We start from the raw sequence: 20,305 nt of genomic DNA, 5'->3' as shown, positions 1-20,305 counted from the left end.
TCAGTACTTCCTCTCCATCGGCTGGTACCGCGTGATGACGACGGGCTTCCAGTCGAGCGTGATGTGGTCGTCGGCGAGTGACGAGTGCGGGTCGCCCGTCAGGTACGCCATGGTGTGCTGCATGTAGTTCTCGTCGTCGCGCTTCGGGTAGTCGTCGCGCATGTGGCCGCCACGGCTCTCCTTGCGGTTGCGCGCGGAGTAGACGACGACCTCGGCCAGGTCGAGCAGGAACCCGAGCTCGACGGCCTCGAGCAGGTCGGTGTTGAACCGCTTGCCCTTGTCCTGCACGGAGACCTGCATGAAGCGGTTGCGGAGCGTGTGCAGGGTCTCGGTGACGCGGGCCAGCGACTCGTCCGTGCGGAACACCTGGGCGTTCTTGTCCATCTCCTCCTGCAGTTCCTTGCGGAGGGCGGAGACGCGCTCGGTACCGGTCGAGGCACGGAGCTGGTCGAGCATGCCGCGGACGCCGGCCGCCGGGTCTTCCGGCAGTGGGAGGAACTCGGCGGTCTGGACCCACTCGGCGGCGTTGTTGCCCGAGCGCTTGCCGAAGACGTTGATGTCGAGCAGCGAGTTGGTGCCGAGGCGGTTGGAGCCGTGCACGGAGACGCACGCGCACTCACCGGCGGCGTACAGGCCCGGGACGACGGTGGTGTTGTCGTACAGGACCTCGGCTTTGACGTTCGTCGGGATCCCGCCCATCGCGTAGTGCGCGGTCGGCATGACGGGAACCGGCTCGACGACGGGGTCGACGCCGAGGTAGGTCCGGGCGAACTCGGTGATGTCCGGCAGCTTCGTCTCGAGGACCTCGGCCCCCAGGTGCGTGCAGTCGAGCAGCACGTAGTCCTTGTTCGGTCCGGCACCCCGGCCCTCGGCGACTTCCTGCACCATGCAGCGCGCGACGATGTCACGGGGTGCGAGGTCCTTGATGGTGGGGGCGTACCGCTCCATGAAGCGCTCGCCCGAGGCGTTCCGGAGGATCGCGCCCTCGCCGCGGGCGCCCTCGGTCAGCAGGATGCCGAGCCCGGCGAGCCCGGTCGGGTGGAACTGGAAGAACTCCATGTCCTCGAGCGGCAGGCCCTTGCGCCACACGATGCCGACGCCGTCGCCGGTCAGGGTGTGCGCGTTCGAGGTGGTCTTGTACATCTTGCCGAAGCCGCCGGTCGCGAAGATCATCGCCTTGGCGTGGAAGACGTGCAGCTCACCGGTCGCGAGCTCGAACGCGACGACGCCGGCCGGCTGCTGGCGGGTGACACCGTCGTCACCGACGACGTCGACCATGATCAGGTCGAGCGCGTAGAACTCGTTGTAGAACTCGACGCCGAGCTTCACGCAGTTCTGGAACAGCGTCTGCAGGATCATGTGCCCGGTGCGGTCGGCGGCGTAGCAGGCCCGGCGGACCGGGGACTTGCCGTGGTCGCGGGTGTGCCCACCGAAACGGCGCTGGTCGATCTTGCCCTCGGGCGTGCGGTTGAACGGCAGGCCCATGTTCTCGAGGTCGATGACGGCGTCGATCGCCTCTTTCGCCAGGATCTCGGCGGCGTCCTGGTCGACCAGGTAGTCGCCGCCCTTGATCGTGTCGAAGGTGTGCCACTCCCACGAGTCCTCTTCGACGTTCGCGAGGGCCGCGGCCATCCCGCCCTGGGCCGCACCGGTGTGCGACCGGGTGGGGTAGAGCTTCGAGATGACGGCCGTCTTCGCCTTCGGGCCGGCTTCGATCGCGGCTCGCATGCCCGCGCCTCCGGCGCCGATAATGACGATGTCGAACTGGTGGTGGTGGACGGTGGTCTCGGTCACAGGGGTCTTTCCGTAGACGGTGGGAACGCGGGCAGCAACGGTGGTGGTGCTACTGCGCCGGGCAGAAGGACGGCAGGTCGGCGGCAGCGGCGCCGGCGGGGCACGGGTCAAAGGTCCAGCAGACGAGGAGCCCGAGCACGATCAGCACGACGCAGGCGGCCAGGATCGCGACGAGGAGGGTCTTGCGGATGCCGGGCTTCGACACGTAGTCGTTGACGATCGTGCGCATGCCGTTCGAGCCGTGGATGAGGGCGAGGACCAGCATGAGCGAGTCCCAGACCTTCCAGAAGGGGTTGGCCCACTTGCCGGCGACGAAGGCGAAGTCGATCTGCTTGACGCCCTCGCCCGCCACCATGTTGACGAAGAGGTGGCCGAAGATCAGCACGACGAGCAGCACGCCCGAAGCGCGCATGTAGATCCAGCCCCACTTCTCCCAGTTGGTGGTGCTGCGGGCGGCTGCGGCCGAGCGGGGAGGTTCGACGATCTGCGTGGTCATGTTCGTGCCCCTCAGTTGAAGTCCGCGACGAGGTTCATGAGCTGGCGGGGCAGGAAGCCCGCGATCGCCACCGCCCACAGGACCATGACGATCCAGAACATGGCCCGCTGGTACTTCGGGCCCTTCGACCAGAAGTCGATCAGGATGATCCGCAGGCCGTTGAAGGCGTGGAACACGATGGCCATGACGAGCGCGATCTCGCCGAGGTTCATGATCGGGGTCTTGTACGTGCCGATGACCGCGTTGTACGCCTCGGGGGAGAGCCGCACGAGCGCCGTGTCGAGGATGTGCACGAGCAGGAAGAAGTAGATCGCGACGCCGGTGATGCGGTGGAGGACCCACGACCACATCCCGATCGAACCGCGGTAGAGCGTGCCCTGTGGCGTCCGAGAAGCCCTCGGGGCTTCAATCGAGACGTCGGGCACCGCGGTCGCCGTACCCCCGCCGGTGTGCTCAGCCATGAGCTCGTCCTTCCATAGGACGGGCTCGCCCGATCGGCGAGCCCTTGCCGTTCGTGTTCGTGTGGAACACGACCCATCCTATGCGCGGGCGCTGACCTTCTCGTCCCGACCGGCCCGGAGGCCCCGTCCGACGGGCGGCGCGCCGATGGTGCGGGCCGTGTCGTGGTGGTCGAGGAGCTGGTCGCCGACGGCCTCCCAGGTGGTTCCCTCGACCCGGAGCCGACCGGCGGAACCCATCCGCTCCGCCAGCGCGCGGTCGTGGTGCAGCCGCAGGACCGCGTGCCGCAGGGCCTGCGGGGCATCGGCGTCGTAGAGCTCGCCGTCGAGTCCCGGGGCCACCAGGTCGAGCGGGCCGCCGGACGCCGGCGCGATCACGGGCAGGCCGGAGGCGTGGGCCTCCTGCAGGGTCTGCCCGAACGTCTCGGCTGGACCGGTGTGCACGAACAGGTCGAGCGCGGCGTATGCATCGGCGAGGGCGTCGCCGCGCAGGGGGCCGGTGAAGGTGACGTCGAGGTGCCGGAGCCGACGTTCGAGCATCGCCCGCGACGGACCCCCTCCGGCCACGACGACCCGGATGCCGGGGACACCGCCGAGTTCGGCGAGCCGCTCGACCTCCTTCTCCGGGGCCAGGCGTCCGACGTAGCCGACGATGGTCTCGCCGTTCGGGGCCAGGCGGCGGCGGAGTGCCCGCACGTGCCCGGTCGACCGGCGCGCGGGGTGGAACAGCTCGGTGTCGACGCCGCGGCCCCAGCGGGCGACGCGGGGCACGCCCTCCTCGGCGAGCATCGCGGCCGTCGCGCTCGACGGGGCGAGCGTCAGCGAGGCGCCGGCGTGGATGCGTCCGAGGATCTTCCGCACCAACGGGACGGTCGCGGTCAGGCCGTTGCGGCGGGCGAAACCGGCCACGTCGGTCTGGAAGACGGCGACGGAGGGGATGCCGAGCCTCCCGGCTGCCGTGATCGCGCGCCCACCCAACAGGAACGGACTGGCGGCGTGGAGCACGTCGGCGCCGGAGGCGGCGAGGATCGTGTCGAGCACCGGGTGGGGGAGTGCGACCGGGAACTGGCGGTAGGCGACGGCGGGGATGCGGTGGACGTCGAAGGACCGGTAGCGCTCGACGGCGCTCCGCGACCGGAACTGCGCGAGGCCCGGGGTGTCCGGGGCGATCACGACCGCGCGGTGACCCCGTCGTTCCAGGTGGTCGAGGACCGCCAGGACACTGGTGGTCACGCCGTTGAGGGTGGGCAGGAAGCTCTCGGTCACGACGGCGACGGTCCGGGGGGACGTGCCGCGCTCCACGCTGCGTGCGCTCATGGTGCTGCCCATGCTCCGGGCGTGACGTGACCCGGCGGGGCCGACGACGTGAACGGGACGCGCGCGCCGGGTGAACAACGCTGCGGGAGCCCGCATGCGGGAATCGTGCGGAGACCACCCAGGATCCGCCCGGTGGGACCGGTACGGTGAGCGCGTGGCTGACGCTCTCGAAGACTTCTACGCGATCATCCCCGCAGGGGGCATCGGATCGCGCCTGTGGCCGTTGTCGCGCGCGGACGCACCCAAGTTCCTGCACGACCTGACGGGTTCCGGAACCTCGCTGCTGCGGCAGACCTGGGACCGCCTGGCGCCGCTCGCCGGCGACCAGCGGATCATGGTCGTCACCGGCCGCGCGCACCGGGTCGCGGTGGAGTCGCAGCTGCCCGGCGTCGAGGACCACAACGTGGTGCTCGAGAGCGAGCCGAAGGACTCCACGGCCGCCATCGGCCTGGCAGCGGCGATCCTGGTGCGCCGCGAGCCCGACGTCATCATCGGCTCGTTCGCCGCCGACCATGTCATCGGTGACGCACGCGGTTTCCGCCGCTCGGTCCGCGAAGCCGTCGCCGTCGCCCGCGCCGGCTACGTCACCACCATCGGCATCACCCCGACGGAACCCGCGATCGGCTTCGGGTACATCAACGCCGACACCGTCGCGCTCGGCATCGAGGGTGCTCCGACCGCACACGCGGTGAAGTCGTTCGTCGAGAAGCCCGACCTCGACACCGCTCGCTCGTACGTCGAGCAGGGCAACTACCTCTGGAACGCCGGCATGTTCATCGCGCGCGCCGACGTGCTGCTCGCCGAGATCGGCCGCACGAAGCCCGAACTGCTGGCGGGCATCAACGAACTCGCCGACGCCTGGGACACCTCGGCCCGCGGCGCCGTCGTCGACGCCGTCTGGCCCGTGCTCGAGAAGATCGCGATCGACTACACCGTCGCCGAGCCCGCCGCCGCGGCCGGACGCATGGCCGTCGTCCCCGGTGACTTCGACTGGGACGACGTGGGGGACTTCGCCTCCCTCGCCAAGCTGCAGTCCGGCGGTCGGCCGAACAACCTCGCCGTGCTCGGGGACGGTGCCCGCATCCTGGCGGACTCGTCGAGCGGCATCGTGATCTCGCACAGTCAGCGACTCATCTCGCTCATCGGCGTCGAGGACATCGTCGTCGTGGACACCCCGGACGCCCTGCTCGTCACCACCAGCGCGAACGCGCAGCGGGTGAAGGGTGTCGTGGACGCCCTGAAGATCAGCGGCCGGGGCGACGTCCTGTAGGTTCGAGCATCGGCCAACCGGCCGGTGATGTTCCAGGTGTAGGGTCGCTGGGGAGCGACGTCGGGGGAGGACATGGCGGACATCGAGTTCGACGCGGGGGACGCGAAGGCGCTGTCGAAGGCGGCACGGTCGGCAGCCGACACCCTGCGGGGCCAGAGTGGGACCCGCTCGGCGTCGGCTGAGGCGGCGCTCGCCGACTTCGCGGGGTCGTACGCGGATCGCTTCAACGACGCGGTTGTGATCGAGGCCGAGGACCGGGGCAGGCTGGTCGGCGTGCTGACCGACCTGGCGTCCGCCCTCGATCGCGCGGTTGAACTCGCCGAGCAGGAGCGCGAGCGTGTGCGGGCGCACGCCGCCTGGAAGCTCCGAGACGCCGACCGCCAGCGCGCCGCCAACGAGGCGTTGGCCGGACCGTTCTCCGGCGTCGCGATCGGGGTGTGGGACACGTTCGTGGACCGGGAACCCTCGGATGAGCCACTTCGTCCACCCGTCGTCGACGCCGAGTTCCGTGGACGCGAGCGTGCGCGGTACGGGAACGGCGCGAGCGGGGGCAAGAGCTCCGCTGATCCGGCGGCGTTACGGGGCTTCGTGTCCGCTGTGGCGGGCCTGGACACCGCGGCGTCGGCGGAGGCAACGCGAGTGCGTTCGGCGTGGTCGTCGTTCCGGTCGTCGTGCGCCTGGGTGCAGGTCGACCGTGGCAGCATGCCGGCCGGATTCGAGCGGTACGTGGCCGAGAACGACGAAGACAGGTCCTGGATCACGAAGACCGCTCAGGCATTCGAAGATGCTGGTGGCGGCGGTGCGCTGTCCGACGCGGTGCTCGACATCGCAGCCATGGGGCGGGAGGCGCCCGCTGTCCAGAGGCTGCTGGCTGATCACCTGACGCCGGCCCAGGTCGCGGCGAGGTGGGCTTCGCTCGGTCTGACCAAGTCTGACGCCGACGCCCTCCGAGCGTTCCCGACGTCGGTGTTGTCCGAGCTCGGCAACCTGGAGGGCATCCCGTACTGGGCGCGGAGCACCGCCAACGTCGTGGTGCTGAACCAGCGGCTGGGCGACGTCGAGCTCGAGATCGAGACGCTGCAGGGCCGGGTCGCCTCCGCTGGGGAAGGTGCGAGCGCGATGGCGCGGCGGCTGGCGTCGCTTCAAGAAGAGATGAAGTCGTTGCGGAACATCAACGCGACGATGGCGAAGGCGGGCACGGACAGCCCTCGGTACCTCATCGCGCTCACCGACGGCCAGCCGCCGTTGGCCGCCGTCTCGATCGGAGATCTCGACACGGCCGACTCCGTGACGTGGGCGGTACCCGGGATGGACACCACGACCGCGGACATGAGTTCGTGGACCTCGGCAGCGCAGAACATCTACGACCAGCAGTTGCGTCGTGGCGACCCTGCTGGTCGAGCGGTGATCGCCTGGATCGGGTATGACACTCCGAACCCAGCGGATGTCTTGCTCATGGGGAAGGCCGAGCGGGGTGGCGAGAACCTCGCCGCGTCGATCCGAGGGCTGGACGCCGTGCGTGCTGGGCGGATGCCGGAGACGAACATCGTCGGGCACTCCTACGGCACGACCACAGCGGCGGTTGCACTGTCGAAGAGGGGCGTCCACGTCGACCGGTTCGTGGCACTCGGTTCGGCGGGTTTGCCAGACGAGGTCACTTCGTCGGACGATCTGCACGCTGGACGCGTCTACGCGTCGCAGGCCGAGGATGCGCCGGTGGGACAGACCGGGAAGGGCGACGAGTGGGCTTCCTTCGGACGAGACCACAGCGTCGGGCATCGCGTAGACCCCACGTCGGAAGCGTTCGATGCGACGGTGTTCGGCGCCGACGGCACGACGACGAAGGGGGGCGAGAAGTTGAACTCGGTCTTGCATCACGACCCGCTGAACAGCGACCGGCGGGGGTATCTCGATCGCGGCACCGAGACGCTGCACAACGTCGGACTCGCGATCAATGGTCGCGATGACGAACTGACTCCGGCCCGAGCCAGATGAACGCACGGAACGAATGAGGAGAACGATGATCGTCGCAACGCCCGTCCGGAGCGTGGCAGGGTGCGCTCTCGCATTCGTGATGGTGATCGCGGTGCTCGCCGGTTGCGCCCGGCACCCAGAGGAGAGGAAGGCATCCGTGGACCCTGACACCGCGAAACAGCAGATGATCGACGCCATCGACGACGTCACTGGACGTCTGGGCGGCGAGTGGAAGCCTCGAACTGGGCCCGACTATGCCGAGAGTTGCAGCTTGTCCGGAGGGGAGAAGGGGGCGCACTGGGTGTACCTCACCGGCCGGACTTCCAACGTCGGTTCGGAGGACCCGGAACCGGACGCGAGGGAGACGCTCGACCGCTGGGAATCCCAGGGCATGGAAGTCGAGCGTTGGGCTGACCCCGACGGGCCCGCGATCGTCGGCCGCGGCGGCGGCTCGATCGACTCCATCAACCTGTACGCGTTTCCGGGCCACTACACCGTTGAAGCCATCTCGCTGTGTTTCCCGGGTGACGCCGACAGCTTGTGACACACCGACGTGACGTGGGATGCGGCTTCGTCGGCTCCGTGCTCCTGTTCGGCATGCTGCTGGTGGGGCTGACCGGTTGCGCCGCGCAGAGGACCGGCACCGGTTCATCTGAGCGGGCGGAGCTCCAGGTGAGTGAGAACGCCGCGAAGCGACAGATGGTCGAAGCGGTCGATGACGCAACAGAGCGACTCGGCGGTGAATGGAAAGCACGCACTGGGCCGGACTACTCGGAGGGCTGCGTCCTCGCGGACGGCGAGCGGGGTGCGCACTGGCGCTACCTCACCGGGAGCACGCTGGCCGGGCGACCCGATGCCGACGCCGCCTGGGTGACGGAGCACTGGGAAGCGCAGGGGATGCGGGTCACCCAGCGTGATTCGAGCGACGGGCCCGCCATCTTCGGCGACGGCGCTGGGCAGGTCACCTCGATCAGCGTCTACGCCCACTCGGGGAACTACACCGTCCAGGCCGTCTCACTGTGCTTCCCGGGTGACCCCGACGAACGCTGACCTGCAGAGATCCGCCCCGCCGACGACGCCCTGTAGCGCTCCACCGACAAACCCCTCGAACTGGGGGTCTGCGTGCGACCCTGCGTTACGGGCGCGTTTCGGCGGGGTCGCGATCCCGTAACCGATCCGCAGGACCCCCGCAACGGGTCCTGTACCGGCCCGACGGTCGTGTACTGTCGCCACGATCGCCCGGAACGCACGTGGTCCGGGCACGCTCCCCGGAGGAACCAACCCGTGACATCTCGTACCCGACAGGTCGTCCTCAGCGGCCTCGCGCTCGCCGGCACCGTCGCCGTCCTGGCCGGCTGCGCCTCGGCGCCGTCCACCACCGACTCGGCGAAGAAGACCGACTTCCGCCCCTGCATGGTCTCCGACGCCGGTGGGTTCGACGACAAGTCGTTCAACCAGCTCGGCTACGAGGGCATGAAGGACGCCGCCAAGGACCTCGGTGCCACCTACAAGGAGGCCGAGTCGAAGGACGCCACCGTCTACGACTCGAACATCGAGCAGCTCATCGGCCAGAACTGCAACCTCGTCGTGACCGTCGGCTTCAACCTGGCCGACGCCACGAAGAAGCAGGCCGCTGCGAACCCCGACACCGACTTCGCGATCATCGACGACAACTCGATCGACGCGAAGAACGTCAAGCCGATCACGTTCGACACCTCGCAGGCGGCGTTCCTCGCCGGCTACGCGGCGGCGTCCTACTCGAAGACCGGCGTCGTCGGCACCTTCGGCGGCATGCAGATCCCGACCGTCACCATCTTCATGGACGGCTTCGCGGACGGCGTGAAGTACTACAACGAGCAGAAGGACAAGGACGTCAAGGTCGTCGGCTGGAACGTCGACACCGGCAAGGGCTCCTTCACCGGTGGCTTCGAGGCCGGCACGCAGGCCAAGTCGGTCGCGCAGACGCTCCTCGACCAGGACGCCGACGTCATCCTGCCCGTCGGTGGCCCGATCTACCAGTCCGCTGCCGAGGCCATCAAGGACGCCGACAACGGCTCCGTCCTGATCGGTGCGGACAGCGACCTCTACGAGGCCGACCCCCGCTACAAGGACATCGCCTTCACCTCGGTCGAGAAGGGCATGCGCCCGGCCGTGAAGGACGTCGTCGAGCAGGCGGCTGACGACAAGTTCTCGAAGGACCCGTACGTGGGCACCCTCGAGAACGACGGTGTCGGCATCGCGCCGTTCCACGACTTCGAGTCCAAGGTCGACAAGGGCCTGCAGGGCGAGCTCGACGACGTGAAGGCCGGCATCATCGACGGCTCGATCAAGGTCAAGACCCAGTCCTGACCCGGCGAACGCGGGCGGGGGAACATCCCTCGCCCGCGTTCTCGTGCGCCCGGGTGGCGCACACCACATCGTGCATCCGCGGGGTGCACGCGACACCGTGCGCCCGCGTGGCGCGCGCGAGACAGAAATAGACTCCCGAACATGAAGCTCGAACTCCGCGGCATCACCAAGCGGTTCGGCGCCCTGGTCGCCAACGACCACATCTCGCTCACCGTCGAGCCGGGTGAGGTCCACTGCCTCCTGGGTGAGAACGGCGCCGGCAAGTCCACCCTGATGAACGTCCTGTACGGCCTGTACGACGCCGACGAGGGCGAGATCCTGCTCGACGACGTGGTGCAGGACTTCGACGGCCCCGGTGACGCCATGCGCGCCGGCATCGGCATGGTGCACCAGCACTTCATGCTCGTGCCCGTGTTCACGGTCGCCGAGAACGTGATGCTGGGGCAGGAGCAGACCACTTTCGGCGGGCGGCTCGACCTGGCCGGTGCCCGCAAGCGCGTGCAGGAGATCTCCGACCGCTTCGGGTTCGACGTCGACCCCGACGCCAAGGTCGAGGACCTGCCCGTCGGCGTGCAGCAGCGCGTCGAGATCATCAAGGCGCTGTCCCGCGACGCCTCCGTCCTGGTGTTCGACGAGCCGACGGCCGTCCTCACCCCGCAGGAGACCGACGAGCTGATGGGCATCATGCGCCAGCTCCGCGAAGCCGGCACCGCGATCGTCTTCATCACCCACAAGCTGCGCGAGGTGCGCGAGGTCGCCGACCGCATCACGGTCATCCGTCTCGGCAAGGTCGTCGGCGAAGCCTCGCCGACCGCCACGAACAACGAGCTGGCCGCGCTGATGGTCGGCCGTGCCGTCTCGCTCGTGGTCGACAAGGAACCCTCGACCGGTGGCGACGACGCCCTGGTCGTCGAGCACCTCACCGTCACGGACCCGTCCGGCATCGTGCTCGTCGACGACGTCTCCTTCACGGTGCGTCGCGGCGAGGTCCTGGCGATCGCCGGGGTGCAGGGCAACGGCCAGACCGAGCTCACCGAGGCGATCATGGGCCTCGAGCCCGCCCACGCCGGCCGGATCACCCTGGACGGCAGGGAACTCACCGGCCGGAGCGTCAAGCAGGTGCTCGACGCGGGCGTCGGCTTCGTCCCCGAGGACCGCAAGGAGGACGGCCTGGTCGGCGAGTTCACCATCGCCGAGAACCTGATGCTCGACCGGGCCGACCACGCCGAGTTCGTCCGCGCCGGCACGATCCGGTCGGCGGAACGCGACGCCTTCGCCGACGAGAAGATCGCGGAGTTCGACATCCGCACGCCCGGTCGCACCACCGCGGCCGGTCGGCTGTCCGGCGGGAACCAGCAGAAGATCGTCCTGGCGCGCGAACTGAGCCGTGAACTCCGGCTGTTCGTCGCCGCGCAGCCCACCCGCGGCATCGACGTGGGCTCGATCGAGTTCGTCCACAAGCGCATCGTCGCCACCCGCGACACCGGGGTGCCGGTCATCGTCGTCTCCACCGAGCTCGACGAGGTCGTCGCCCTGGCCGACCGCATCGCCGTGATGTACCGCGGCGGCATCGTCGGCATCGTCCCCGCGACCACCCCCCGCGACGTCCTCGGCCTCATGATGGCCGGGGAGATCCCAGAAGGAACGGAGCTGGCCGCGTGACCACCCCACCGCCAGACAACACGCAGCAGCCGACCCCGGCTGCGCACGGCACCGCGGACGCCCCGCTCACCGACGACCGTCTGCAGGAGGTCGAGTCGACCCCGCACCTGATGACGGACTCGGCGGAGGACACCGAGCGCCGCAACGGTGCCGGTGGTGACCGCTGGCAGGCCGCCCTGCAGGGGATCCTGAACGGCTCCGTGCTCGTCACGGTGCTCGCCGTCGTCCTCGCGCTGGTCGCCTGCGGCATCCTCATCGCGGTGACGGACGAGAACGTCCGTGCCACGGCCGGGTACTTCTTCGCCCGCCCGACGGACATGCTCCAGGCGGTCGGCACCGCGGTCGGCGGCGCGTACGCCTCGCTGTTCCAGGGCTCGGTGTTCAACTTCGGCGCGGACTCGTTCCAGCAGGCGATCGGGCCGCTCACGCGCTCCGTCGACTACTCGGTGCCGCTCATCGCCGCCGGGCTCGGGATCGCGCTGTCGTTCCGCGCCGGGCTGTTCAACATCGGCGGCCAGGGCCAGATCCTGATGGGCGCCGCTGCCGCCGGTTGGGTCGGGTTCTCGTTCGACGGGCCCGCCGCGATCCACATCCCGCTCACGATCCTCGCCGGCATCGTCGGCGGCGCGGTCTGGGGCGGCATCGTCGGGGTGCTCAAGGCCCGGACGGGTGCGAACGAGGTGGTCGTCACGATCATGCTCAACTACGTCGCGCTCTACCTGGTCAGCTACCTGCTCCGCACCCCGGGCCTGCTGCAGGCCCCGGGCAGCAGCAACCCGATCTCGCCCGCCACGAAGGAGAGCGCCCTGCTGCCGCAGCTCTTCGGCGTGCGGTACGGCGTGGACCTCGGGTTCATCGTCGCGATCATCGCGGTCGTCGTCGTCTGGTGGCTCGTGAACAAGTCGTCGCTCGGCTTCCGGTTCCGCACCATCGGTGAGAACCCCCGTGCCGCCCGCGTGGCCGGCATGAGCGTCCCGTCGCTGACCATCTGGGTGATGCTGATCTCCGGTGCCCTGGTGGGCATCGCCGGCGCCTACCAGGTGCAGGGCGCCGTCACCTCGGGCTTCACCTCGGGCATCGACGCCGGCATCGGCTTCGACGCCATCACCGTGGCCCTGCTCGGCCGCTCCAAGCCCTGGGGCGTCTTCTGGGCGGCCATCCTGTTCGGCGTGCTGAAGAACGGTGGCTACGCCATGCAGGCCGCCAACGGCATCCCGATCGACATCGTCGGGGTCATCCAAGCCCTCATCGTCCTCTTCATCGCGGCTCCGCCGCTCGTCCGCGCGATCTTCCGGATCCCGCAGCCGGGTGCACGCAAGCGCACGAAGACGAGCAAGACCAGCAAGAAGGCGGTCGCCGCATGAGCACCATCAGCCCCACCGCGGCCCCCGCGTCGCCGCTCGCGGACCGTCCGGTCGAGACCACCAGGAGCTGGAAGCTCCCGATCGGGTACGGCGTGTTCACGCTCATCGCGATCGTGCTGTTCGGCCTGCTGCCGCGCTCCGGCACCACCACGTTCCGTCTCGCGAACGCCGGTGACTTCTTCGCGCTGCCGAACGTCCCGCTGCCCGCGCTCGGGACGGGCATCGTCGTCATCGTCCTGCTCGCGATCCTGACCGTGTACGCGTTCATCGAGACGCGGGCACTCCGCCGGGTCCCGCTGTGGGTCACGTCGGTGTTCGCGGTCGTCTTCGTCATCGGGTTCCTGACCTGGGCCGCGGCCGGCTCGTCCCTGCCGATCCCCGGCCTGCTGCTCGGCGCGCTGAGCCTGAGCGTCCCGCTCGTGTTCGGTGCCCTCGGCGGCGTCATCTCCGAGCGGGTCGGCGTGGTGAACATCGCGATCGAGGGCCAGTTCCTCGCCGGTGCGTTCAGCTCCGCGATGGTCGCGTCGATCACCGGGTCGCCCTGGGTCGGCCTCGTCGCCGCACTCGTCGCCGGCATGCTCGTGTCGTTCGTCCTCGCGGCGTTCAGCATCAAGTACCTGGTCGACCAGGTCATCGTCGGTGTCGTCATCAACGCGTTCATCTCCGGCCTGACCGGCTTCCTGTACTCGCAGGTGCTCTCCCCGAACGAGGAGACCCTCAACATCGGCATCCGGTTCCCGAAGGTCGAGATCCCGCTGCTGCACCAGATCCCGGTCATCGGTCCGGTGTTCTTCGAGCAGACGGTCGTCGTCTACCTGGCCTACATCGCCGTGGCGGTCGTCACCTTCGGGCTGTTCAAGACCCGCTGGGGCCTGCGCCTCCGCGCCGTCGGCGAGCACCCGCAGGCCGCCGACACGGTGGGCATCAACGTCACGAGCACCCGGTTCTGGAACGTCTCCCTCGCCGGTGCGATCGCCGGTCTCGGTGGGGCGTACTTCACCCTCGACGCGGTCGGGCCGTTCACGAAGGACATGACCGCGGGCGCCGGCTACATCGCGCTGGCCGCCGTCATCTTCGGCCGATGGGACCCGATCAAGGCGACGCTCGCGGCGCTGCTGTTCGGCTTCGCGTCGAACCTGCAGAACACGCTCGGAGCGATCGACTCACCCGTGCCCAGCGAGTTCCTGCTGATGCTGCCGTACGTGGTGACGATCTTCGCCGTGGCCGGCCTGGTCGGGCAGTCGCGCGGCCCCGCCGCGTCCGGCAAGCCCTACATCAAGAGCTGACGGCCTGGAGGCACGACACATGACCGACACGCAGCAACCAGGTGACCAGGCGGTCACCGCCACCGACCCGACGGACGCCGCCACGGGCCTCCCGGCCGACGACGTGGACTGGGGCGTCCTGCGGGACGCCGCCACGGCCGCCATGCGGCGCGCCTACGCGCCGTACTCGTCGTTCCCGGTGGGCGCCGCGGCGCTCACCGACGACGGGCGGATCGTCTCCGGCTGCAACATCGAGAACGCGAGCTACGGGGTGACGCTCTGCGCGGAGTGCTCCCTCGTGTCGCAGCTGCACATGACCGGGGGCGGCAAGCTCGTCGCGTTCACGTGCGTCGACGGAGACGGGGCCACCCTGATGCCGTGCGGCCGCTGCCGCCAGCTGCTGTTCGAGCACTCGACCGAGGGCATGCTCCTCGAGACGCTCTCCGGCATCCGCACCATCGACGAGGTCCTGCCGGACGCCTTCGGGCCGCGGACCCTCGCCACCTACCAGCAGGAGCACTGACATGGCCGTCGAGCCGTTCGACACCGTCGACCTCATCCGCACGAAGCGCTCCGGCGGGGCCCTGAGCACCGCCGAGGTCGACTGGCTCGTCGACGCGTACACCCGCGGCTACGTCGAGGACCCGCAGATGGCCGCGATGGCGATGGCGATCTTCCTGAACGGGATGGAGCGGCGTGAGATCAAGGACCTCACGCTCGCGATGATCGCGTCGGGGGAGCGGATGTCGTTCTCGTCGCTCGGCAAGACGACGGTCGACAAGCACTCCACCGGCGGGGTCGGCGACAAGATCACCCTGCCGCTGGCACCCCTGGTGGCGTCGTTCGGCGTCGCGGTGCCGCAGCTGTCCGGCCGCGGACTCGGCCACACCGGCGGCACGCTCGACAAGCTCGAGTCGATCCCCGGGTGGCAGGCGTCCATCTCGAACGACCGCATGATGCAGGTGCTGCAGGACGTCGGCGCGGTCATCTGCGCCGCCGGGTCCGGGCTGGCCCCCGCGGACAAGAAGCTCTACGCGCTCCGCGACATCACCGGCACGGTCGAGTGCATCCCGCTGATCGCGTCGAGCATCATGTCGAAGAAGATCGCCGAGGGCACCGGTGCGCTCGTGCTCGACGTCAAGTTCGGGTCCGGCGCGTTCATGCCGACCTACGAGGCGTCCAGGGAGCTCGCGCAGACCATGGTCGACCTCGGCAACGACGCCGGGGTCGCGACCTCGGCGCTGCTGACCGACATGGAGGTCCCGCTCGGGCTGACGATCGGCAACGCGCTCGAGGTGCGGGAGTCGGTCGAGGTGCTCGCCGGCGGCGGCCCCGCCGACGTCGTCGAGCTCACCGTGGCGCTCGCGACCGAGATGCTCACGCTGGCCGGACTGCCCGACGCCGACCCCGCAGCGGCGCTCGCGGACGGCCGCGCCATGGACACCTGGCGTCGGATGATCGAGGCGCAGGGCGGGGACCCGTCCGCCGCGTTGCCCGTGGCCCGCGAACAGCACGTCGTCACCGCTGGGACGTCGGGGGTCCTCACGCAGCAGGACGCGCTGCCGTTCGGCGTCTCGGCCTGGCGGCTCGGGGCCGGCCGTGCCCGCGCGCAGGACCCGGTGCAGGCAGGTGCGGGCATCGAGCTCCACGTCAAGCCGGGGGACACCGTGACCGAGGGACAGCCGCTCTGGACGCTGCACTCCGACGACGCGTCTCGGATCCCGCGCGCGCTGGAGTCGCTCGAGGGTGCGTGGACCATCGGCCCGGCGGATTCCGCGGCCGCAGCACGGGGGCCGATCGTGCGCGAGCGCATCGGGTCCTGAACCCGGCCACCCGACGAACCGGAGGCTCCCTGCACACCTGTGGGGAGCCTCCAGTGTCTTCCGTTGTGGGTTGTGCACAGGTGCCTGCGCGGCGGCGGTGACCACCGATAGCCTGGGGGCATGAGCGCCGACGCCCCGACCTACCGCCTGCCCGACGCCGGGGCGGTCATCAACGACCTGCCGAAGGTCTCGCTGCACGACCACCTCGACGGCGGCCTGCGTCCCGCGACCATCATCGAGCTCGCAGCGGCGGCGGGTGTGTCGCTCCCCACCACCGACCCGGCCGAGCTCGGGCAGTGGTTCGCCGACCAGTCGAACTCCGGCTCGCTGGTCGAGTACCTGAAGACGTTCGACGTCACCACGTCGGTGATGCAGACCGCACCGCAGCTCACCCGGATCGCCCGCGAGTTCGTCGAGGACCTGGTCGCCGACGGCGTCGTCTACGGCGAGGTCCGCTGGGCGCCGGAGCAGCACCTGCAGGGCGGACTGACCCTCGACCAGACGGTCGAGGCCGTGCAGGCCGGCATCGAGGAAGCCGTCGACGCCGCCGGCGGGCGCATCCGCGTCGGCCAGCTCGTCACCGCGATGCGGCACGCCGACCGGTCGCTCGAGATCGCCGAGCTCGCCGTCCGCCACCGTGACGCCGGGGTCGTCGGCTTCGACATCGCCGGTGCCGAAGCCGGGTTCCCCGCCTCGAACCACCGCGCCGCCTTCGACTACCTGGCCTCCGAACTGTTCCCCGTCACCGTGCACGCGGGCGAGGCCGACGGGCTCGCCTCCATCCGGTCCGCCCTCGTCGACGGCCGGGCGCTCCGCCTCGGGCACGGCGTCCGCATCTTCGAGGACGTCGCCCTGTCCGACGCCGGGGACGGCTCGACGCTGGCCTCCCTGGGCGAGGTCGCCTCGTGGGTCCGTGACCGCGAGATCCCGCTCGAGGTCTCGCCGTCGTCCAACCTGCAGACCGGTGCGATCGCCGCGTGGGGCGACGACCTCGCCGACCACCCGTTCGACGTGCTCTACCAGCTCGGCTTCCGCGTCACGGTGAACACCGACAACCGCCTGATGAGCGGGACCTCGCTGTCGAAGGAGCTCGCGCTGCTCGCGGGCACGTTCGGCTACGACCTCGACGACCTGGCCGCGTTCCAGATCAACGCCGCGCTCGGGTCGTTCCTGCCGCTCGAGGACCGCGAGGAGATCATCGCCACCATCACGGCCGGGTACCAGGAGGCCTGACGCATGGGACTGCCACCGCTGCCGGACACCGCCGTCCTCCTCGGTGCGGACGCGCCCGCGTGGCGTGACGCGATGCGACTGGTCGGCGGTGCGCTCGTCGCCTCGGGCGCCACCACCGACGAGTACACCGACGCCATGATCGGCATGGTGGAGGAGCACGGGCCGTACATCGTCATCTCGCCGGGGCTCGCGTTCGCGCACGCCCGGCCGGGTGGTGCCGTCGTGCGGGACGGACTCGCGATCGTGACGCTGGCTGCTCCGGTGGCGTTCGGCCACCCGCACAACGACCCCGTCCGTGTGGTGCTCGGGCTCGCGGTGGCCGAGGTCGGCACCCACCTGGAGTCGATCGGCGAGATCGCGAACCTGTTCAACGACGCCACCGTGACCGGGCGGATCGCGGCGGCGACCACGGCGGACGAGGTCCGCGCGATCATGGGGGGTCTCCGCGTGAAGATCGTGACCATCTGCGGCGCCGGCATCGGTTCGAGCGGCATCCTCAAGGTGAACGCCGAGAAGGCGCTCGACGCCCTCGGGCTCTCGGCGTCCGTCGTCGCAGCGGACGTCGCGTCCGTGCGGGACGTCTCCGACGACGCCAACGTGATCCTGACGAGTCAGGAGTTCGTCGAGGCGATCGGCGACACCTACGCCGAGGTCATCGTCATCGCGAACCACTTCGACCAGGGCGAGATCACGGCGGCGGTGGACCGGGCGCTCGGCGAGCACTGAGGCGGGCGCGGCGGCGGCCGCTGGGGCGGGCGTCCGCCCTTTAGAGTTGGGGCATGAGCACCGAGAACCCGCTGAACGACCCCGCTGCCGACCCGTTCGAGGTCGCGCGGGACGCCGCAGCCGCCATCGCCGAACAGTCCGGCATCGAGCGGCACGACATCGCCCTGACCCTCGGCTCGGGCTGGGGCAAGGCCGCCGACATCATCGGTGAGACCGTTTCCGAGATCCCGGCCGAGCAGGTCCCCGGGTTCAGCGCCTCGGCCGTCCCCGGACACTCCGGCACGATCCGGTCGATCCGCCTCGCCGACGGCCGCCACGCGCTTGTCATCGGTGCCCGCACCCACTACTACGAGGGTCACGGGGTCCGTCGGGTCGTGCACAGCGTCCGTACGGCGGCGGCGACCGGTGCCTCGATCATGGTGCTCACCAACGGTGCCGGCGGCATCAAGGAGCACTGGACCCCGGGCACGCCGGTGCTCATCAGCGACCACATCAACCTGACCGCGGACAGCCCGCTCGAGGGCGCGACGTTCATCGACCTCACCGACCTGTACTCGGCGCGGCTGCGCGAGCTGGCCCGGACGGTCGACCCGTCGCTCGACGAGGGTGTCTACACGCAGTTCCGCGGCCCGCACTACGAGACCCCGGCCGAGGTCCAGATGGCGAAGACCATCGGTGGGCACATCGTCGGCATGTCCACGGCGCTCGAGGCCATCGCCGCTCGTCAGGCCGGCATGGAGGTCCTCGGGTTCTCGCTCATCACGAACCTCGCCGCGGGCATCCAGAAGACCCCGTTGTCGCACACCGAGGTGCTCGAGGCCGGCAAGCAGGCCGAGCCGGTGATCGCCGACCTGCTCGCACGCGTGGTCGCCGCACTCGGGCAGCCGGCGTCGTGAAGCTCGACCTCGACCAGGTGCTCGGCATCGCGCGGGCGTGGCTGGCGCAGGACCCCGACCCGGAGACCCGCGACGAGCTGGCCGCGGCGATCGACGCGGCGGCCGACGGTGACGGTCCCGCTGTCCGGGCGCTCGCCGAGCGGTTCGACGGCCGGCTGCAGTTCGGCACCGCCGGACTCCGCGCGGAGCTCGGCTGGGGCCCGCTCCGCATGAACCGGGTCGTCGTGACCCAGGCTGCTGCGGGGCTCGCACGGTTCCTCATCGACACCGGGCGCTCGCGCAGCGTCGTGATCGGGTACGACGGCCGGGTGAACTCGGACGTCTTCGCACGTGATTCGGCCGAGGTCATGCGCGGCCTCGGGCTCGAGGTCACCCTGCTGCCCTCGGCCCTGCCGACGCCGGTGCTCGCGTTCGCCGTCCGGCACCTCGACGTCGGTGCCGGCGTCATGGTCACGGCGAGCCACAACCCGCCGCGGGACAACGGGTACAAGGTCTACCTCGGTCAGGACGACGACGGCTCGCAGATCGTGCCGCCCGTCGACGGCGAGATCGCGGACGCCATCGACGCCGTCGCCGCAGGGTCCGTCACGGACCTGCCGCGCGGCACGGACTACACCGTCGCGACGTCGGCACTGGTCGACGCCTACGTGGCCGCCACGGCCGCGATCGTGCCCGCTCCCGCACTCGCGGGCGATGCGCAGCCGAAGGTCGTCTACACGGCCATGCACGGCGTCGGGTGGGAGACCGCTCGCGCGGTGTTCGCGGCGGCCGGGTTCGCCGAGCCGGCGGTCGTGCCGGAGCAGATCGAGCCGGACGGTGCGTTCCCGACGGTGTCGTTCCCGAACCCCGAGGAGCCCGGCGCGATGGACCTGGCGATCGCCCGCGGCCTCGCCGTCGGCGCCGACCTGGTGATCGCGAACGACCCCGACGCCGACCGGCTCGCACTCGCGATCCCGGACGGTTCCGGTTCCTACCGTCGACTGTCGGGCAACGAGGTCGGCTGGCTGCTCGGGTGGCGGGCCGCCGCACGGGCGTCGGAGTCCGGCGCGACCGGCACCCTCGCCGCGTCGATCGTCTCGTCGCCGGCGTTGTCCCGGGTGGCTGCACGCCACGGGCTGGAGTACCGCGACACCCTGACCGGCTTCAAGTGGGTGTCGCGGGTGCCCGGGCTGCTGTTCGGGTACGAAGAGGCCCTGGGGTACCTGGTCGACCCGTCGGTCGTGCGGGACAAGGACGGCATCTCGGCTGCGCTGGAGCTGCTGTCCCTCGCCGACGAGCTCGCCGCGTCGGGCTCGACGATCGCCGACCACCTCGAGGCCTTCGCTGCCGAGTTCGGAGCGTTCGCCTCGGGGCAGGTCGCGACGCGCGTCGACGACCTGTCGCGCATCGGCGAGATCATGGCGTCGCTCCGGGCCACGCCGCCGACCTCGCTCGGCGGACTGTCCGTGCAGACGGTGACGGACTACGCCGACGGGGTGGCGGGCTTCCCGCCCTCGGACATCCTGCGCTACGACCTGTCCGGCGACGCCCGGGTGATCGTCCGTCCGAGCGGTACCGAGCCCAAGGTGAAGGTCTACATCGACACGGTCGCGGACACCCCCGCCGAGGCCCAGCGCCTGGTCGACGCCCTCGCCGCCGCGGTGCGCCCCCTGGTGTCGTAGGGCACCGGTCCGCAAAA

18 protein-coding genes are annotated in these 20,305 nt (G+C 70.2%); 14 read left to right on the top strand and 4 right to left on the bottom strand.

The window, feature by feature from the left end; genetic code table 11:
• From sdhA to ACZZ9K_RS04895, 4 genes are all read right to left on the bottom strand, one after another.
• On the bottom strand, positions 1–1,794 hold the full coding sequence (gene sdhA / locus ACZZ9K_RS04910) for a succinate dehydrogenase flavoprotein subunit (RefSeq protein ID WP_027466445.1): 1,794 nt from the start codon (positions 1,792–1,794) through the stop codon (positions 1–3).
• Positions 1,795–1,843: 49 nt separating this feature from the next.
• The gene (sdhD, locus tag ACZZ9K_RS04905; RefSeq protein ID WP_071406401.1) at positions 1,844–2,290 is read right to left on the bottom strand and encodes a succinate dehydrogenase, hydrophobic membrane anchor protein; all 447 of its coding nucleotides are present in this window, start codon (positions 2,288–2,290) and stop codon (positions 1,844–1,846) included.
• Positions 2,291–2,301: 11 nt separating this feature from the next.
• The gene (sdhC, locus tag ACZZ9K_RS04900) at positions 2,302–2,751 is read right to left on the bottom strand and encodes a succinate dehydrogenase, cytochrome b556 subunit (protein ID WP_017888739.1); all 450 of its coding nucleotides are present in this window, start codon (positions 2,749–2,751) and stop codon (positions 2,302–2,304) included.
• A gap of 78 nt (positions 2,752–2,829) precedes the next feature.
• Complete coding sequence (locus ACZZ9K_RS04895) at positions 2,830–4,065, bottom strand: glycosyltransferase family 4 protein (protein WP_231495703.1); 1,236 nt, start codon at positions 4,063–4,065, stop codon at positions 2,830–2,832.
• Between the two features lie 154 nt (positions 4,066–4,219).
• Here ACZZ9K_RS04895 and ACZZ9K_RS04890 point away from each other — a divergent pair, with 154 nt between their 5' ends.
• The 14 genes from ACZZ9K_RS04890 to ACZZ9K_RS04825 all read left to right on the top strand — a co-directional run bounded on the left by ACZZ9K_RS04890 (position 4,220) and on the right by ACZZ9K_RS04825 (position 20,288).
• Positions 4,220–5,335, top strand: a complete 1,116-nt coding sequence (locus ACZZ9K_RS04890; protein WP_463443457.1) for a mannose-1-phosphate guanylyltransferase — start codon at positions 4,220–4,222, stop codon at positions 5,333–5,335.
• A gap of 72 nt (positions 5,336–5,407) precedes the next feature.
• On the top strand, positions 5,408–7,330 hold the full coding sequence (locus ACZZ9K_RS04885; protein ID WP_463443456.1) for an alpha/beta hydrolase: 1,923 nt from the start codon (positions 5,408–5,410) through the stop codon (positions 7,328–7,330).
• Between the two features lie 25 nt (positions 7,331–7,355).
• Positions 7,356–7,853, top strand: a complete 498-nt coding sequence (locus tag ACZZ9K_RS04880; RefSeq protein ID WP_463443455.1) for a hypothetical protein — start codon at positions 7,356–7,358, stop codon at positions 7,851–7,853.
• Positions 7,854–7,891: 38 nt separating this feature from the next.
• The gene (locus ACZZ9K_RS04875) at positions 7,892–8,359 is read left to right on the top strand and encodes a hypothetical protein (RefSeq protein ID WP_463443454.1); all 468 of its coding nucleotides are present in this window, start codon (positions 7,892–7,894) and stop codon (positions 8,357–8,359) included.
• Between the two features lie 234 nt (positions 8,360–8,593).
• Positions 8,594–9,658 carry a BMP family lipoprotein gene (locus ACZZ9K_RS04870; RefSeq protein ID WP_027466452.1) on the top strand — a complete coding sequence of 355 codons (1,065 nt, stop codon included), beginning with the start codon at positions 8,594–8,596 and terminating at the stop codon, positions 9,656–9,658.
• Positions 9,659–9,799: 141 nt separating this feature from the next.
• The gene (locus ACZZ9K_RS04865) at positions 9,800–11,320 is read left to right on the top strand and encodes an ABC transporter ATP-binding protein (protein ID WP_138803779.1); all 1,521 of its coding nucleotides are present in this window, start codon (positions 9,800–9,802) and stop codon (positions 11,318–11,320) included.
• Positions 11,317–12,684, top strand: a complete 1,368-nt coding sequence (locus ACZZ9K_RS04860) for an ABC transporter permease (protein ID WP_173034510.1) — start codon at positions 11,317–11,319, stop codon at positions 12,682–12,684. The genes ACZZ9K_RS04865 and ACZZ9K_RS04860 overlap by 4 nt, the downstream gene beginning before the upstream one ends.
• Complete coding sequence (locus tag ACZZ9K_RS04855; protein WP_111056109.1) at positions 12,681–13,970, top strand: ABC transporter permease; 1,290 nt, start codon at positions 12,681–12,683, stop codon at positions 13,968–13,970. The genes ACZZ9K_RS04860 and ACZZ9K_RS04855 overlap by 4 nt, the downstream gene beginning before the upstream one ends.
• Positions 13,971–13,989: 19 nt before the next feature.
• Positions 13,990–14,472, top strand: a complete 483-nt coding sequence (locus ACZZ9K_RS04850) for a cytidine deaminase (RefSeq protein ID WP_138803778.1) — start codon at positions 13,990–13,992, stop codon at positions 14,470–14,472.
• Position 14,473: 1 nt separating this feature from the next.
• Complete coding sequence (locus ACZZ9K_RS04845) at positions 14,474–15,772, top strand: thymidine phosphorylase (RefSeq protein ID WP_463443453.1); 1,299 nt, start codon at positions 14,474–14,476, stop codon at positions 15,770–15,772.
• Positions 15,773–15,892: 120 nt separating this feature from the next.
• Positions 15,893–17,005, top strand: a complete 1,113-nt coding sequence (locus ACZZ9K_RS04840; protein ID WP_071244264.1) for an adenosine deaminase — start codon at positions 15,893–15,895, stop codon at positions 17,003–17,005.
• Between the two features lie 3 nt (positions 17,006–17,008).
• Entirely contained in the window at positions 17,009–17,731 is a 723-nt protein-coding gene (locus tag ACZZ9K_RS04835) for a PTS sugar transporter subunit IIA (protein ID WP_463443452.1), read from the top strand.
• A gap of 53 nt (positions 17,732–17,784) precedes the next feature.
• A complete protein-coding gene (locus ACZZ9K_RS04830; RefSeq protein WP_027466461.1) occupies positions 17,785–18,627 on the top strand; it encodes a purine-nucleoside phosphorylase in 843 nt (280 codons plus the stop codon).
• Entirely contained in the window at positions 18,624–20,288 is a 1,665-nt protein-coding gene (locus ACZZ9K_RS04825; protein WP_463443451.1) for a phospho-sugar mutase, read from the top strand. Before ACZZ9K_RS04830 ends, ACZZ9K_RS04825 begins: the two co-directional genes overlap by 4 nt.
• The last annotated feature ends 17 nt before the right edge of the window (positions 20,289–20,305 follow it).

The sequence above is a fragment of the Curtobacterium sp. AC268 genome, assembly GCF_979258745.1.
The sequence above is the reverse complement of the archived record's forward strand: the minus strand, read 5'-3'. Positions and strand labels throughout refer to the sequence as shown.